15 protein-coding genes are annotated in these 14,841 nt (G+C 69.0%); 8 read left to right on the top strand and 7 right to left on the bottom strand.

The window, feature by feature from the left end; all coding sequences use genetic code 11:
* Positions 1-23 precede the first annotated feature (23 nt).
* Positions 24-1,004 carry a WD40 repeat domain-containing protein gene (locus AB0D57_RS16840; protein WP_362072416.1) on the bottom strand — a complete coding sequence of 327 codons (981 nt, stop codon included), beginning with the start codon at positions 1,002-1,004 and terminating at the stop codon, positions 24-26.
* Positions 1,005-1,132: 128 nt separating this feature from the next.
* Here AB0D57_RS16840 and AB0D57_RS16835 point away from each other — a divergent pair, with 128 nt between their 5' ends.
* Complete coding sequence (locus AB0D57_RS16835; protein WP_362072597.1) at positions 1,133-1,807, top strand: SGNH/GDSL hydrolase family protein; 675 nt, start codon at positions 1,133-1,135, stop codon at positions 1,805-1,807.
* On the opposite strand, the gene AB0D57_RS16830 is transcribed toward AB0D57_RS16835, so the two are convergent.
* Positions 1,795-2,709, bottom strand: a complete 915-nt coding sequence (locus AB0D57_RS16830) for a MerR family transcriptional regulator (RefSeq protein WP_362072414.1) — start codon at positions 2,707-2,709, stop codon at positions 1,795-1,797. The two genes, AB0D57_RS16835 and AB0D57_RS16830, sit on opposite strands and share 13 nt — an antisense overlap.
* Positions 2,710-2,849: 140 nt before the next feature.
* Between AB0D57_RS16830 and AB0D57_RS16825 the strand changes: the two genes are divergently transcribed.
* Complete coding sequence (locus AB0D57_RS16825) at positions 2,850-3,086, top strand: hypothetical protein (protein ID WP_362072412.1); 237 nt, start codon at positions 2,850-2,852, stop codon at positions 3,084-3,086.
* Between the two features lie 31 nt (positions 3,087-3,117).
* On the opposite strand, the gene AB0D57_RS16820 is transcribed toward AB0D57_RS16825, so the two are convergent.
* The gene (locus AB0D57_RS16820; protein ID WP_362072410.1) at positions 3,118-4,743 is read right to left on the bottom strand and encodes a protein kinase; all 1,626 of its coding nucleotides are present in this window, start codon (positions 4,741-4,743) and stop codon (positions 3,118-3,120) included.
* A gap of 210 nt (positions 4,744-4,953) precedes the next feature.
* Here AB0D57_RS16820 and AB0D57_RS16815 point away from each other — a divergent pair, with 210 nt between their 5' ends.
* The 3 genes from AB0D57_RS16815 to AB0D57_RS16805 all read left to right on the top strand — a co-directional run bounded on the left by AB0D57_RS16815 (position 4,954) and on the right by AB0D57_RS16805 (position 7,086).
* Entirely contained in the window at positions 4,954-5,307 is a 354-nt protein-coding gene (locus AB0D57_RS16815; protein ID WP_362072408.1) for a hypothetical protein, read from the top strand.
* 138 nt (positions 5,308-5,445) lie between these two features.
* On the top strand, positions 5,446-6,033 hold the full coding sequence (locus tag AB0D57_RS16810) for a Uma2 family endonuclease (protein WP_362072406.1): 588 nt from the start codon (positions 5,446-5,448) through the stop codon (positions 6,031-6,033).
* Between the two features lie 60 nt (positions 6,034-6,093).
* A complete protein-coding gene (locus tag AB0D57_RS16805) occupies positions 6,094-7,086 on the top strand; it encodes an aldo/keto reductase (protein WP_362072404.1) in 993 nt (330 codons plus the stop codon).
* Positions 7,087-7,241: 155 nt separating this feature from the next.
* Here the strand turns inward: AB0D57_RS16805 and thpR are convergent, their stop codons facing one another.
* The 3 genes from thpR to AB0D57_RS16790 form a co-directional block, all read right to left on the bottom strand.
* Positions 7,242-7,811 carry an RNA 2',3'-cyclic phosphodiesterase gene (gene thpR, locus AB0D57_RS16800; protein ID WP_362072402.1) on the bottom strand — a complete coding sequence of 190 codons (570 nt, stop codon included), beginning with the start codon at positions 7,809-7,811 and terminating at the stop codon, positions 7,242-7,244.
* Positions 7,812-7,943: 132 nt separating this feature from the next.
* Positions 7,944-9,311, bottom strand: coding sequence for an MFS transporter (locus AB0D57_RS16795; protein ID WP_362072400.1), 1,368 nt, complete (start codon positions 9,309-9,311; stop codon positions 7,944-7,946).
* A 91-nt stretch (positions 9,312-9,402) separates the two neighbouring features.
* A complete protein-coding gene (locus AB0D57_RS16790; RefSeq protein WP_362072398.1) occupies positions 9,403-9,840 on the bottom strand; it encodes a MarR family transcriptional regulator in 438 nt (145 codons plus the stop codon).
* A 143-nt stretch (positions 9,841-9,983) separates the two neighbouring features.
* Between AB0D57_RS16790 and AB0D57_RS16785 the strand changes: the two genes are divergently transcribed.
* Complete coding sequence (locus tag AB0D57_RS16785) at positions 9,984-10,166, top strand: hypothetical protein (RefSeq protein WP_054235178.1); 183 nt, start codon at positions 9,984-9,986, stop codon at positions 10,164-10,166.
* 9 nt (positions 10,167-10,175) lie between these two features.
* Here the strand turns inward: AB0D57_RS16785 and AB0D57_RS16780 are convergent, their stop codons facing one another.
* The gene (locus AB0D57_RS16780; protein ID WP_362072396.1) at positions 10,176-11,627 is read right to left on the bottom strand and encodes an NCS2 family permease; all 1,452 of its coding nucleotides are present in this window, start codon (positions 11,625-11,627) and stop codon (positions 10,176-10,178) included.
* A 276-nt stretch (positions 11,628-11,903) separates the two neighbouring features.
* Here AB0D57_RS16780 and AB0D57_RS16775 point away from each other — a divergent pair, with 276 nt between their 5' ends.
* Both AB0D57_RS16775 and AB0D57_RS16770 read left to right on the top strand, forming a co-directional pair.
* Positions 11,904-12,200 (top strand): DUF2530 domain-containing protein, encoded by a 297-nt coding sequence (locus AB0D57_RS16775; RefSeq protein WP_362072394.1) that lies wholly within the window; start codon positions 11,904-11,906, stop codon positions 12,198-12,200.
* A gap of 112 nt (positions 12,201-12,312) precedes the next feature.
* Positions 12,313-14,712, top strand: a complete 2,400-nt coding sequence (locus tag AB0D57_RS16770) for an HAD-IC family P-type ATPase (RefSeq protein ID WP_362072392.1) — start codon at positions 12,313-12,315, stop codon at positions 14,710-14,712.
* The last annotated feature ends 129 nt before the right edge of the window (positions 14,713-14,841 follow it).

Genomic DNA, 14,841 nt, shown 5'->3' with positions numbered 1-14,841 from the left:
AGGGCTGACAGCCGGGGGACGCCTCAGCCCTTGCGCAGCAGCCGCTTGATCCCGAACACCGCGGCCAGGCCGACGGCGAGGGCAAGCGCTCCGACCTTGAAGTCGGCGTTCATATCGCCGCCGCCCCCGTCGGCGGCCGCCGAACCGCCGCTCTTCGAAGGTGACGCGGAGCTCTCACCGCCGCCCGGGACGCTCTCCGCCGCCACGCCACTGCCCGCCCCCTCGCTCCCGTACAAGAGCTTCGCCCCGTCGGCCGAATAGGTGACGGACTCCCCCTGCCCCTGCAACGGCACGCTCAGCCGCCCCTGCCGCTTGATCTTCCCGCCGTTCCAGTCGTACGAGATCCCGCCGAAGTACCCGCGTACGGCAAGCTGCTTGCCATCGGGAGAGAAGGCGCCGTCGGTGGTCCAGAGGTCGATGGCGGGCCCGCGCCGGAAGACGTTCGTACCGGAGGCGGAGAGCTGGGCGGGGCCCTCGTACAGGTGCCCGCCGTCCTCGTTCTTGTCGACGATGTAGACCCGCCCGGTCTTCGGGTGCACCATCATCGCCTCCGCGTCGCGGGCCCCGTCCGCGTACTTCACCACGTACTGCGTGGCGCGGATCGTCTGGTCCTTCAGCACCTTCGGCTCGGGCAGCTCGTAGATCCACACGTACGACCAGGTGCCGCCGAGGTTGTCGCCGATGTCGCCGACGTAGAGGTGGCCGTCGGGCCCGATGGAGATGGCCTCGACATCCCGGGGCGCGCCGACCCCGCTCATGGTGATGGTGGCGACGGTCTCACCCGTCTTGCTGTCGACGGCGTACAAGTAGGCCCCGTCGTCGCTGTCGTTGTGGGTCCAGTAGACGCCGGGGTGGAGGTGCGAGGCGGCGAGTCCGCTGGACTCGGTGATCCGGGGGTCCTTGATCGTGAACCCGCCGTCCCCGTCGTCGGCCACGGCCGGTGCCGACAGTACGAGGACGAGGGCGAGGGCGGTTCCGGCGAAGAACGGAAGCGATCGGCGCATGACCCCAAGACTGCCATCCCGCACGAGCGGAGTCCGGGCATGTCCCCCACGGATGCACGCCCCAGGGCGTGTCCAGCCTCACACGCTCACGGCCCATGACGCCCGTACCGATCGTCCATGATGAGCGGATGCTCAGGTTCATGCCCGTCGGCGACTCCATGACGATCGGAAGCGCGGGCGAACACACGTGGCGTTACCGGATGTGGCAGCACCTGCGCGCGACGTACGGAGGCCCGTTCAAGATCGTCGGTCCGCGCGAGACGCTGTACGACAAAGCGACGGAGTCCCCCGACTCGTACGAGTACGCCGATCCGGACTTCCCCAGGTCCCACCTGGCCGGCTGGGGCGAGGGCTGGCTGCACATGGCCCCGCTGATCGGCGAGGCGGTCCGGGCACAGCGGGCGGACGTGCTGCTGGTGTCACTGGGCCTGATCGACCTGGGCTTCTACACGAACGCGGCCCAGACCGCGGAGAACGCCCACACCTTCATCGAGGAGGCCCGCGCCGCGAACGCCCGGATCCGCATGGTCCTGCTCCCGGTGATCCCCAACGTCCGCGCCGAGTCCGACGCCCCCTTCGCCACCGAGGTCTCCGCCTTCAACGAACTCCTCGCGAAGACGGTCGCCGACCTCGACGAACCCCGCTCCCCCCTCCTCCTCGCCTCCCCACCCCCCTCCTACGACATCACCCTCGACACCTACGACGGCACCCACCCCAACGCGAGCGGCGAGCACAAGATCGCGGAGGGTTTCGCGGAGGCGATGTATCAGGCGTGGGACCTGGGCGATCCCTACGCCCCCTGACCGGCCGTCCGCATACGCAGCGCCTGGACGGACCAGTCGAGTACGGACGCCAGGCTCTCCGGGGCCGACCAGCCGTTGATCACCGCGAGCAGCTCCAAGTACCGCTCCCTGCGCGGGTCGTTGATGGTCTCGAGGCGGGTGAGAACATCCGCCGACCAAGCGGTGAGCGCCTCGACGATCGGCTCGGCCTCGGACGACCCCGGTTCGATCCCCGCCGCCAGGGCCGGCCCGACCCGGTCACGCACCACGGCGACGAGGTCACGAAGCGGTCCGGCGCCACCACGGCCCCGAGCCACCCGCTCGGCCCCCAGATCCGCAACCAACTCCCGCACGACGGCACGGAACTCCAGGTCCCGTGACAACTCGGCCAACTCCACCCAGGCCTCGACCTGTTCGGCCTCGGGGTGGTCGGGCAACTCAGGCGTGAACGACCGCCTGATGCCCAGGAGCGCGCCGGAACGACCAAAGACGGCGTCGAGGAAGTCATCGATCAGATGCCGGCGTTCGTCCTCGGAGAGCATGGCCAGGTGCTGCATAAGTTCCATCTCCTCAGGTGTGGACCCACGCCTGACCACCGCCGTCAACACCGCGTGCCGCAAGCGCAGGACGCGAATCTGCACCGCCAGCGCGTCCGCGTGCGCCGCCGCGACCTCGACGAGCGAGAGCTCGCGGTCCAGCACGCTCCGGATGGCGGGCAGGCCCACTCCCAGGTCCCGCAAGGTCCGCACGAGGCCCAGGCGGGCGGCGGCGTCGATGTCGTAGAGGCGATAACCAGCCGGGCTACGGCCGGTCGGCGGCACGATCCCCTGATCGGAGTAGAACCGAATGGCCTTGACCGTCAGCCCGGTCCGCCGGGCCAGGTCGCCGATCGAGTAGAGCGAGTCGATTGTGCCGCCGTCCATGCCCCCACCCTGACGCCTCCCCCTACGGGAGACACAAGCCCCAGCCGCAAAGTGACCGTCGGTGCGCCCACGTAGGCCAGTCCCCGGTCACCGCGCGTCAGGGGGCGCACACCGGGAGGCCAGGTGTAAGGGGACACGGTTTGCGGGGGCAACAGGAAGTAGTGGTTCCGCTCACCGGTCAGTTCACGGACGCTCGGCCCGGCGTCGAAGTCCGTACAGAGCATGAGTTCGGAGGCGACCCGTTCGGCGAGCGGTGCGCCGATGCGTACGGCGTCGAAGTGGATGCCTGCGAGCTCTCCATCTCCTACGGGGGAGACGTCGACTTGACCACCACCCTCGGCCTCACTCTCAAGACCGACGAGTTCCCCCGGGACTAGGGGCGACGTGGAGTCCGGCCAGGTAGACGGCCTAGGCCGCCCGCCAGACCGTCATGTCCGCCAACACGAAGCTGTCCCCGCTCTTCGGCAGCGCGGTCGACTTCACCTGGATCACGAGCAGCGCGATGTCTCCGGAGGGGTGCTTGATGCAGATCTCGCTTCCGGCAGCCGCCGCGGCCAGCGGGAGGCGGTGTTCTTTGGAGTCGGCGAGGGCGATACGGCACGAATCAAGGGGAGCCCCCGGCTTGCTGTAGTAGAGCATCTCGATCACGCTCGTGTCGCTCTCCAGCGCGCAGGTCTCCTCACAGACGAAGCGGATGTCCCCCTTGCTGTCCTTGCGGTCGACCGGCTCCTCGATGTCCACTGAGTTCTTCGCGTCCAGCCACCGTTGGGGGTAAGCGACGGCTTGCGGCGACTTGGGCGCGGTCGAGGAGGGGCGCGACGCCCCTGGTGTCCCGTCACCAGCCCTTGAGGCCGGCGCGGATGCCGATGAGGACGCCGTCGGACCGGGCGTCGAGGATGCGGCAGCGTCCCAGTCGCGGAGCCGGTTCGCCGCCTCCATGACCGTCCACGCCAGGCCCGTCAGCAGCAGCACACCCGCGGTCACGGCGGTGGTCGTGATCAGCGCGGTGCGTCGTCGGCGGGCCCGCCGCTCGTCCGGCGTCATCGTCCGCATCGGCTGCATCGGTCGCATCGGCTGCATCGGCTGCATCGGCGCGATCAACGGCAGTGGGTGCACCGGGGTGGGCGCGGGGACCGGAGCCGGAACCATCACCTCCGGCCCCGTGACCTCCCGCCAGACGGCCGGCCCCGCGCCCGCGTCGGCGTCCCGGCCCAGTCCCTGCCGGCACCACTCGATGACCTCCGCCGGGGTGGCCCGCTCTTCCGGATCGGCCGCGAGGCACCGGGCTATCAGTGGACGGAGCTGCTCGGGCAGAAGGGACAGGTCAGGTTTGGAGTGCACGATCCGGTACAGCACGCCGGCCGAGGGGCCGTCCCCGTACAGCGGCTCGCCCAGCGCTGCGAACGCCGCTGTCTGGCCGAGCGCGAAGACGTCGGTCGCCGCCGTGACTTCACCCGCGGACGCCTGCTCGGGAGCCATGAACTGGGGCGTGCCGACGGCGGCGCCCGTGGCTGTGTGCGAGGTGGTGTCAGAGGCCAGCGAGATGCCGAAGTCGATCACCCGGGGCCCGTCGGCGGCCAGCAGCACGTTCGACGGCTTCAGGTCCCGGTGCACGATTCCCGCACCGTGGATGGCCTGCAGCGCCTCGGCCACCCCCGCCATCAGCCACAACACCGCCGGCACCGGCAGTGGTCCGCGCCGGGCGACGGCCTCCGCCAGGGAGGGCCCGGGCACGTACAGCGTGGCCAGCCAGGGCGGTACGCCGTCCGCGTCGGCGTCGATCAGTTCGGCGGTGTACGCGCCCCGGACCCGCTGGGCCGCCTTTATCTCCCGGCGGAACCGCCGCCGGAAGACCGGGTCGTCGGCGAGCTCCGGCCGCACCACCTTGATCGCCACCGGTCGGCCACCCTGCGTGTGCGACAGGTAGACCCGGCCCATGCCTCCCGCACCGAGCCGCGCGGCGAGGCGGTAGCCGGCCACCACGGGCGGATCCTCCACCTGCAGTGGCTGGAACACCTCAGTCGCGTTGTTCATCGATCGTCGTCCCCCTGATCCCCTGAACTTCCCCTGATCCCCTGATCTGATGAACTGACCAACAACAGCAGCCTAAAGGTTCTCCCGTGACCGCTGTTCGGAACCGGGGCGCAAGGTTCGAAACCCTGTGGCTGCCGTACCGGGGCTGTCGATACGGTCGGGGCCCAGGCCAGCCGCACCGGCGGTTGCCCCGTCCAGAGAGCGATACCCGTGGCCGGCCAGCGATCGACAACGACCCTGTGGCGTCCCACCGGCCCCAAGGAACTGGAGTTGGTTCGGGAGCTGGACTGGCGTGCCTGGCCGCCCCGATTGCCGGAGCAACCGATCTTCTACCCGGTCCTCAACGAGGACTACGCCACCAAGATCGCACGGGACTGGAACGTCAAGCACGACGGCGCCGGCTTCGTCACCCGGTTCGAGGTCGAGTCGGAGTTCTTGCGCAGGTATCCGGTCCAGCAGGCAGGCGGACAGACGATCCTCGAGCTGTGGGTACCTGCCGAGGAACTCGACGAGTTCAACGCCCATATCGTCGGCAAGATCAAGGTGGTTCACGAGTTCCGCTGAACTGGCAACGCTCGTTGGCGGGGCGGGCCGGACCACCTTCCTCTCCGCACTCATCTGACCCCGTGTCCCGGTCACCGTGCGTATCGTTGTACCGCGCGGCTGCGCTCGACCGGGTTGCGGCCGGGGAGGAGCGCCACGATGACCGTCCTTGAAGACAGGATCGAGATGGCCGAGGAAAGCGGCGAACTGACTCTGGACGTCATGTTCGAGTGTCTCGAGAAGATGCCCATCCCCGAGGGAACGAAGGTCGAGATCGTCGGGGGGAACATCTTCATGTCACCGCAGCGGCAGCACCACTGGGAGATTATCGCCGACATCTACGAGCAACTGCGTGGCAAGTACCCGCGCAAGCGGCTGGCGTCGGACGTACGCATCGACTTCCCCGGACACCTGAACGGTTTCGCCTGCGACGTGGCCGCGATGGCCGAGCGATCGGTGAAGGACAGCAAGGGCCGTTGGCGCTACCAGGACGTCGAGTTCGTGGCCGAGGTGATCTCCAAGGACACCGCCGCCAACGACTACGGCCCCAAGAAGCTCACCTACGCCCTCGCCGAAGTCCCTGTCTACCTCATCGCCGACCCCTACCAGGGCAGGTGTCACCTCTTCACCGAGCCCAAGCGCGGCGACTACACAGTCGAGGCGAAGATCGTCTTCGGTGACCCCGTGGACCTCGCCACCACCGTGGTCGGCCTCACCCTCCAAACCGAAGAGTTCCCCCGCGACTGACCCGCCACACGGGGGTTCTCCCTTGCCTAGAGCGCACTCCACCCCGTTGGCTAAGGGCTCATGAAGTACACGCAGCTCGGACGCACGGGACTCAAGGTCAGCCGGCTCGTCCTCGGCACCATGAACTTCGGACCGCAGACAGACGAGGCCGACAGCCACGCCATCATGGACGCGGCGCTGGACGCGGGCATCAATTTCTTCGACACGGCGAACGTGTACGGCTGGGGCGAGAACAAGGGCCGTACGGAATCGATCATCGGCAACTGGTTCGCGAAGGGCGGCGAGCGGCGCGACAAAGTCGTGCTCGCCACCAAGGTGTACGGGAACATGGCCGCCGACGGCGACGCCTGGCCCAACCACGACAAGCTCTCCGCGCTCAACATCCGCCGGGCGGTCGACGCCAGTCTCCAACGGCTTCAGACCGACTACATCGACATCTACCAGTTCCACCACGTCGACCGCAGCACTCCCTTCGAGGAGATCTGGCAGGCGATCGACGTCCTGGTGCAGCAGGGGAAGATCCTTTACGTCGGGTCCTCCAACTTCCCCGGCTACAAGATCGCCCAGGCCAACGAGATCGCCGCCCGGCGCGGCGGCACCATCGGCCTCGTCAGCGAGCAGTGCCTCTACAACCTCGCCGAGCGCCGCGCCGAGATGGAGGTCATCCCGGCCGCGCAGGAGTACGGGCTCGGAGTCATCCCCTGGTCGCCGCTGAACGGCGGAATGCTCGGCGGGATCATCAAGAAGGAGGTCGGGGGCGGACGCAGGGCGAGCGGCCGGGCCGCCGACACCCTCGCCAACCCCTCCGCACGCGCGCAGATCCAGTCGTACGAGGATCTGCTCGACAAGCACGGGATCGAGCCCGGCGAGGCCGCACTGGCCTGGCTGCTGACCCGGCCCGGCGTCACCGGCCCCATCGTCGGCCCGCGCACGGCGCAGCAGCTCGAGTCGGCGTTGCGGGCCGTCGAGCTGGAGTTGAGCGAGGAGCTGCTGGCCGGGCTCGACGAGATCTTCCCGGGGACGGGGCCGTCCCCGGAGGCGTTCGCCTGGTAGAGCACTCGTAGTGCGGCGCGGCGGGGGCGGTCGGCTACTTGACCGCCCCCGCCAGCGCCACCACGACGAACATCAGCACGAGCACACTGGCCATGATGCGGTTTCGGGTCTTCGGGTTCACGTCATCGAGGTTAACCGGCCGCCGGAAACCATCCTCAGGCGCCCGCCTCCAGTGGCCACCGCGCCACCGTCTCGTACCGCGGCTGCTCCCCCGGCACCCCCGACTTCGGCAGGTTGCTGCGGACGAGACACAGGTCCGCCACCGTCCACTCCCGCCCGGCGAAGGCGAACAGGGTGGTGACGTACGTCTCGAAGTCCGCGGTGGTGCGGCTGCGGGCGACCGTCAGATGGGGGCGGTAGCGGCGGTGCTCGCCCATCGGGACGCCCGCCTTGCGGGCCGCCGCCTCCGCGCGGTCGGCCAACAGGCGCATCGCGCGGACGTCTCCCGAGACCCCGGCCCACAGCGCCCGGCCGCCGAAGTGGCCGCCGCCGTGGAGGGCGAGCGGGAAGGGGGCGGTGCGGTGGGCCGCGCGGGCCAGGCGGTCGGAGAGGTCCGGGATCGTCTCCTCGTCCACCTCGCCGTAGAAGGCCAGGGTGAAGTGCCAGCCGGGGCGGCCCGTCCACCTCAGGCCGTCCGCGCCCGGCAGGCGGTGCAACTCGTCCACCATCGCGGCGAGTTCACGTACCGCATCCTCCGGTGGCAGCACGGCCGCAAAGAGTCTCATGTCGTCACCCTTCCAGGGAATGGATCAGCGGGCGAGCGTCCCCGCACCATGGATCGAATACGTCGATCGAGGGGGACGGGCGTCCGCACGCCTGTGCTCGCCGGATACAGGCCCCTGGGGCGGCCGTCGTACTCACGCCACAGCGGTCAGCTGCTCTCTCGGCACGAAGCGGACCTGGGGGTGGCCGTGGTGCCAGCCGACCGAGACGCGCAGGTTGCCCATGCGGGCCAGGACCAGGCCGATGGTGGTCGCCGCGGCGGCCGAGACCAGTCCGCCGAGGGCGAAGCCGACGCGCGGGCCGTAGGTGTCGGTGACCCAGCCGACGAGGGGCGCCCCGAGCGGCGAACCGCCCATGAAGACCATCATGAACAGCGCCATGACGCGGCCGCGCATCGCGGGGTCGGTGGCCATCTGGACCGCGGTGTTCGCCGTGACGTTGACCGTCAGGCCGAAGATTCCGATCGGCACCATGAGGAGCGAGAACAGCCAGAGGGAGGGGGCCGCGGCCGCCACCACTTCCAGGATGCCGAAGGCCACGGCCGCCGCGATCAGGACGCGCAGCCGGGCCGTGCCGCGGCGGGCGGCGAGCAGCGCGCCGGTCACCGAGCCGAGTGCCATCAGCGTGTTGAAGAGGCTGTACGCGCCGGCGCCCGCATGGAAGATGTCGTCCGCGTACGCCGAGAGGAAGACCGGGAAGTTGAAGCCGAAGGTGCCGATGAAGCCGACGAGGACGATCGGCCAGATCAGCTCGGGGCGGCCGGCGACATAGCGCAGGCCCTCCCGGAGCTGGCCCTTGCCGCGGGGCGCCCGCTCGATCGCGTGCAGGTCGCGGGTGCGCATCAGCAGCAGTCCGGCGATGGGGGCCACGAAGGACAGGCCGTTGAAGAGGAACGCCCAGCCCGTGCCCACACCGGTGATCAGCACACCGGCGACGGCGGGGCCGATGAGACGGGCGGACTGGAAGTTGGCGGAGTTGAGGCTGACCGCGTTCTGGAGCTGGTCCGGGCCGACCATCTCGGAGACGAAGGACTGGCGGGCCGGGTTGTCGACGACCGTGACGAGGCCTGCGGCGAAGGCCGCGAGGTACACGTGCCAGACCTGGACATGGCCGGAGAGGGTCAGGAGGGCGAGCGCGAGGCCGGTGACACCCATGGCGGTCTGGGTGGCCAGGAGGGTCGGGCGCTTGGGGAGGCGGTCGACGAGGACGCCGCCGTACAGCCCGAAGAGCAGCATCGGCAGGAACTGCAGCGCGGTGGTGATGCCGACCGCGGCGGAGGAGCCCGTGAGGCTCAGTACCAGCCAGTCCTGGGCGATGCGCTGCATCCAGGTGCCGGTGTTGGAGACGACCTGGCCCATGAAGAACAGGCGGTAGTTCCTGATCTTCAGGGAGCTGAACATCGAGGAGGAGCGCGATGAGCGCTCGGAGGTGGGGTCGGGGGTGGGCAGGGTGTCGGGGGTGGCTGGTCCGGGGGCGGAGTCTGCTCCGGGTCCCGTACTCAAAAGGGCTCGCCTCCTCGGCTTCGCTGGCGTCGGCGTCCGGGGGGCGTCGGCGTCATGGGTGCGGCCCTCGTGCGGGAGGGCCGCCGGGGTGTCACAGATGCGCGAGTTTCTCCAGGACGGGAGCGGCCTCGCGGAGCTTTGCCCACTCGTCGTCGTCGAGGGCCTCGACCAGGCCGGCCAGCCACGCGTTCCGCTTGCGGCGGCTCTCTTCGAGCATCACTTCCGCCTCGTCGGTCTGTGTGACGACCTTCTGGCGCCGGTCCTCGGGGTGCGGTTCCAGCCTGACCAGGCCCTTGGCTTCGAGCAGCGCCACGATGCGGGTCATCGAGGGCGGCTGCACATGCTCCTTGCGGGCGAGCTCGCCCGGCGTGGCGGTGCCACAGCGGGAGAGGGTGCCGAGCACCGAGATTTCGGTGGGGCTCAGCGATTCGTCGACTCGCTGATGCTTGAGTCGACGCGACAACCGCATCACTGCGGAGCGCAGAGCGTTCACGGCGGCAGCGTCGTCGCCATGGGTGAGGTCAGCCATGTCCTTAGGGTAACTCATTACTCTCCCTAAGGAGCCACCGAGTGCCCGTGATCCAGGCCACCGAAGCCCTACATCACTCATACGAGTGAGGCGGGTCCAGAAAGTGACCCCTCCCCCACTCGTGTCCGGCGACCCTCGACTCCATGGGGACCAGCGTGCTCAGCCTGCGGATAGACGGGGAGCTGCTCGACCGGCTCCGGCACCATGCCGCCAAACGCGGAATGAGCGTCCAGGACTATGTGGTCCGGACGCTCATTCGCGACGACTTCGACGAGCGGTTCCAGACCGCGGTCGAGGAGACGGAGAAGTTCTACGGGGTCACGTGACCCTGGCTGTCAGGTCAGACCCAGCGCCGGCATCAGGTAGTAGAAGGCGAACACCGCCGCGACGCCGTACATCGCGACCGGGATCTCGCGGCCGCGACCCGCCGCCAGGCGCAGCACCACGAAGGTGATGAAGCCCATGCCGATGCCATTCGTGATCGAGTAGGTGAACGGCATCATCATCATCGTCACGAAGGCGGGGATGGCGATCGTGTAGTCCGCCCAGTCGATCTCCTTGACCGAGTGGGACATGATCAGGAAGCCGACCGCGAGGAGCGCGGGGGTGGCGGCCTGGGACGGGACCATCGTGGCGATGGGGGTCAGGAAGAGGGCCACGGCGAAGAGCGAGCCGGTGATGACGTTGGCGAAGCCGGTGCGGGCACCCTCGCCGACGCCCGCCGTGGACTCCACGAAGCAGGTGGTGGCCGAGGAGGAGGTGGCACCGCCCGCGGCGACGGCGATGCCGTCGATGAAGAGGACCTTGTTGACGCCGGGCATGTTGCCCTGGCCGTCGGTCAGCTTGGCCTCGTCACCGATGCCCATGATCGTGCCCATCGCGTCGAAGAAGCACGACAGCAGCACGGTGAAGACGAAGAGGGTGCCGGTCAGCAGGCCGACCTTGTCGAAGCCGCCGAACAGGCTGACCTGGCCGACGAGGCCGAAGTCCGGGGTGGCGACCGGGTTTCCGGGCCACGTCGGGGTGGTCAGGCCCCAGGACGGGATCGTCGCGACGGCGTTGACGATCACCGCGACGACCGTCATCACGACGATCGAGATCAGGATCGCGCCCGGCACCTTGCGCACCATCAGCGCGAGGGTGAGCAGCGTGCCCAGGACGAAGATCAGGACGGGCCAGCCGTTGAGGTGGCCGTCGGCGCCGAGCTGGAGCGGGACCGTGGTCTGGGCGATGTCCGGGATACGCGTGACGAAGCCGGAGTCGACCAGGCCGATCAGCATGATGAACAGGCCGATGCCGATCGCGATGCCCTTGCGCAGACCCAGCGGCACGGCGCTCATGACCCGCTCACGCAGACCGGTGGCGACCAGCAGCATCACGACGAAGCCGGCCAGCACCACCATGCCCATGGCGTCCGGCCAGGACATCCGCGGGGCGAGCTGGAGGGCGACGACCGTGTTCACGCCGAGGCCGGCGGCCAGGGCGATCGGCACATTGCCGATGACGCCCATGAGCAGCGTCGTGAAGGCGGCGGTCAGAGCGGTCGCGGTGACCAGCTGGCCGTTGTCCAGCTGGTTCCCGTACATGTCCTTCGCGCTGCCCAGGATGATCGGGTTCAGCACGATGATGTAGGCCATCGCGAAGAAGGTGGCGAAACCGCCGCGGATCTCGCGCGACAGCGTGCTGCCCCGCTCCGAGATCTTGAAGTAGCGGTCCAGGGCACCCTGTCCGGGGCCGGGCTCCGGCTGCTCCGGGGTGGGGGCCTTGGTGAGGGCCGAGGTGGACATGCATGACCTCATACGTGCGGGGCCGTGGTGGCCAGAGGGCGCCGGGCGGGACGGCGCGCGGCTGGGAACTTGATCGAGTCTGGCTGTCGAGTGATCACCAGGAGATTTCTTGAATGTTTCCATTGGTGTTTCGTACGAACAGAAAGAGCCAGACTCAGGCCGTTTCAGTATGAACATATGAGTCCGAAATCGCCATCTCCGCGCGTAGACCCTTGGTATACAAGGGCGCCGACAGGGTCGGACGAAGCCCGGGCCGGCGCCTCGTAAGCTGTGCTCATGGCGAAGTGGACCCCCAAGCACGAGGCGCCGGAGCCCCTGGAGGGGCCCGTCGTCGCCACCATCACGGGCGGCACGATCCTCTGGTTCGTCCTCTTCCTGGCGCAGCTGCCGTTCTACGGCTGGTTCGACGACCACGGACACCTCTGGTGGGTGTGGACCCCGCTGGCCGGCACGGGCCTCGGACTGATCGGCATCTGGTACGTCCGCAAGCGGGACGCGGCTCTCAAGCGGGCCGCGGCGGCCGACGCGAGTGCCGCGAGCAACCCGGAGCAGTCGGCCACTTCCGCCGAGTAACCAGCCCCGCCTACAACCACGGCATCACTGTCCGCCGCCCCCGTCCTCCCCTGGTCGGATCTTTGGGTCACTCGGCATGTGAAGCCCTATTTCCGCACGTACCGTCGAATGCATGACCCACATCGACGCGGGCGCCGAACTCGATCCTGTGCACCCCGTGCCCCTGCCCGCCCCCGCGCGGGCGCACGGACTGTCCGCCGCCGAAGTGGCCGAACGGGTCGCGCGCGGCGAGGTCAACGACGTCCCGGTGCGCAGCAGTCGCTCCATGGGCGAGATCATCCGCGCCAACGTCTTCACCCGGTTCAACGCGATCATCGGCGTGCTCTGGCTGATCATGCTGGTCGTGGCGCCGTTCCAGGACAGCCTCTTCGGATACGTGATCATCGCCAACACCGGGATCGGCATCATCCAGGAGTGGCGGGCCAAGAAGACCCTGGACTCGCTCGCGGTGATCGGCGAGGCGAAACCGACGGTCCGCAGGGACGGAGTCGCCGCCGAGGTCAGTACGTCCCAGATCGTGCTCGGGGACCTGATCGAGATCGGGCCCGGGGACAAGATCGTCGTCGATGGCAGGTGCGTCGAGGCCGACGGGCTCGAGATCGACGAGTCGCTGCTCACCGGTGAGGCCGACCCGGTGATCAAGCAGCGCGGCGACGAGGTGATGTCGGGCAGCTTCGTGGTCGCGGGCGGCGGCGCGTTCACGGCGACGAAGGTGGGCCGGGAGGCCTACGCGGCACAGCTCGCCGAGGAGGCGTCACGGTTCACGCTGGTCCAGTCCGAGCTGCGGTCCGGTATCTCCACGATCCTCAAGTACGTGACGTGGATGATGATCCCGACCGCGATCGGCCTGGTCATCAGCCAGCTCGTGGTCAAGGAGCACGGCTTCAAGGAGGCCATCGCGCGGACGGTCGGCGGGATAGTGCCGATGGTCCCGGAGGGCCTGGTCCTGCTCACCTCCGTCGCCTTCGCGATCGGCGTCATCAGACTTGGCCGGAAACAGTGCCTCGTGCAGGAACTTCCCGCCATCGAGGGGCTCGCCCGCGTCGACACCGTCTGCCTCGACAAGACCGGCACGCTCACCGAGGGCGGCATGGACGTCACCGAGCTGCGGCCGCTCCAGGGCGCCGACGAGACATACGTACGACGCGTCCTCGGAGCGCTCGGCGAGTCGGATCCGCGGCCGAACGCCTCCCTCCAGGCGATCATCAACGCCTACCCCGACAGCGAGGAGTGGCGCTGCACCGAGTCGCTGCCCTTTTCCTCCGTCCGCAAGTACAGCGGCGCGACCTTCAGCGAGGGGAACGGGGAGACGAGTACGTGGCTGCTCGGCGCCCCCGACGTCCTGCTGCCCGCCGCGGACCCGGCGCTCGGCGAGACCGAGCGGCTGAACGAGGAGGGGCTGCGGGTGCTGCTGCTCGCCCGGGCGTCGAAGGACCTCGACCATCCCGGGGTGGCGGAAGGCGCGCGGCCCGCCGCCCTGGTCGTACTGGAGCAGCGGCTGCGCCCGGACGCGGCGGACACCCTGCGCTACTTCGCCGAGCAGAACGTCAAGGCGAAGGTCATCTCCGGCGACAACGCGGTCTCGGTCGGCGCGGTGGCCGGCAAGCTCGGGCTGAGCGGCGCGGTCGTGGACGCGCGTCACCTCCCCGACGAGAAGGAGGAGATGGCGAAGTCGCTGGACAAGGGCACGGTGTTCGGGCGGGTCACTCCACAGCAGAAGCGCGACATGGTGGGCGCGCTGCAGTCGCGCGGTCACACGGTGGCGATGACCGGCGACGGTGTGAACGACGTGCTGGCCCTGAAGGACGCCGACATCGGCGTCAGCATGGGCTCGGGGTCGGAGGCGACCCGGGCGGTGGCGCAGATCGTGCTGCTCAACAACAGCTTCTCGACGCTGCCCTCGGTGGTCGCGGAGGGCCGCAGGGTCATCGGCAACATCACGCGGGTCGCGACCCTGTTCCTGGTGAAGACGGTCTATTCCGTACTGCTGGGCGTGCTCGTGGTGTGCTGGCGGGTCGAATACCCCTTCCTGCCACGGCACCTGACCCTGCTGTCCACCCTGACGATCGGCGTTCCGGCGTTCTTCCTCGCGCTCGCCCCCAACAAGGAGCGGGCGAAACCCCACTTCGTGCGGCGGGTCATGCGGTACTCGATCCCGGGCGGCCTCATCGCGGGCACGGCCACCTTCGTGACCTATCTGGTGGCCCGCCACTACTACACCGGGGAAGGGCAGTTGGAAGCGGAGACGAGCGCCGCGACACTGACCCTGTTCCTGATCTCGATGTGGGTGCTGGCGATCGTCGCCCGGCCGTACACCTGGTGGCGGATCGCCCTGGTCGCCACGATGGGCGCGGCGTTCCTGCTGGTGCTCGTGGTGCCGGGGCTGCAGCACTTCTTCGCGCTGAAGCTGGTGGGCACGACGATGCCGTGGATCGCGGTGGGTATCGCCGCGGTGGCGGCGGCCACCCTGGAGTTCCTGTGGAATTGGGTCGACCGCCGCTTTCCCGCGTAGTTCTCTTGGACCGACCGGCAAATGGGGGGTGGGAGAAGGAGCGGGGTCTGGTGCGTGCAGCTGCAAGGCGGAGGAGGGAGTGATGGCGGAGCCATCGCGACCGACGACGGGGCGAGCCTCGCCGAGCGG

Origin of the sequence: Streptomyces sp. NPDC048275, from assembly GCF_040652275.1 — a bacterium.
Classification (GTDB): Bacteria; Actinomycetota; Actinomycetes; order Streptomycetales; family Streptomycetaceae; genus Streptomyces.
This window is presented reverse-complemented; position numbering and strand designations above follow the sequence as displayed.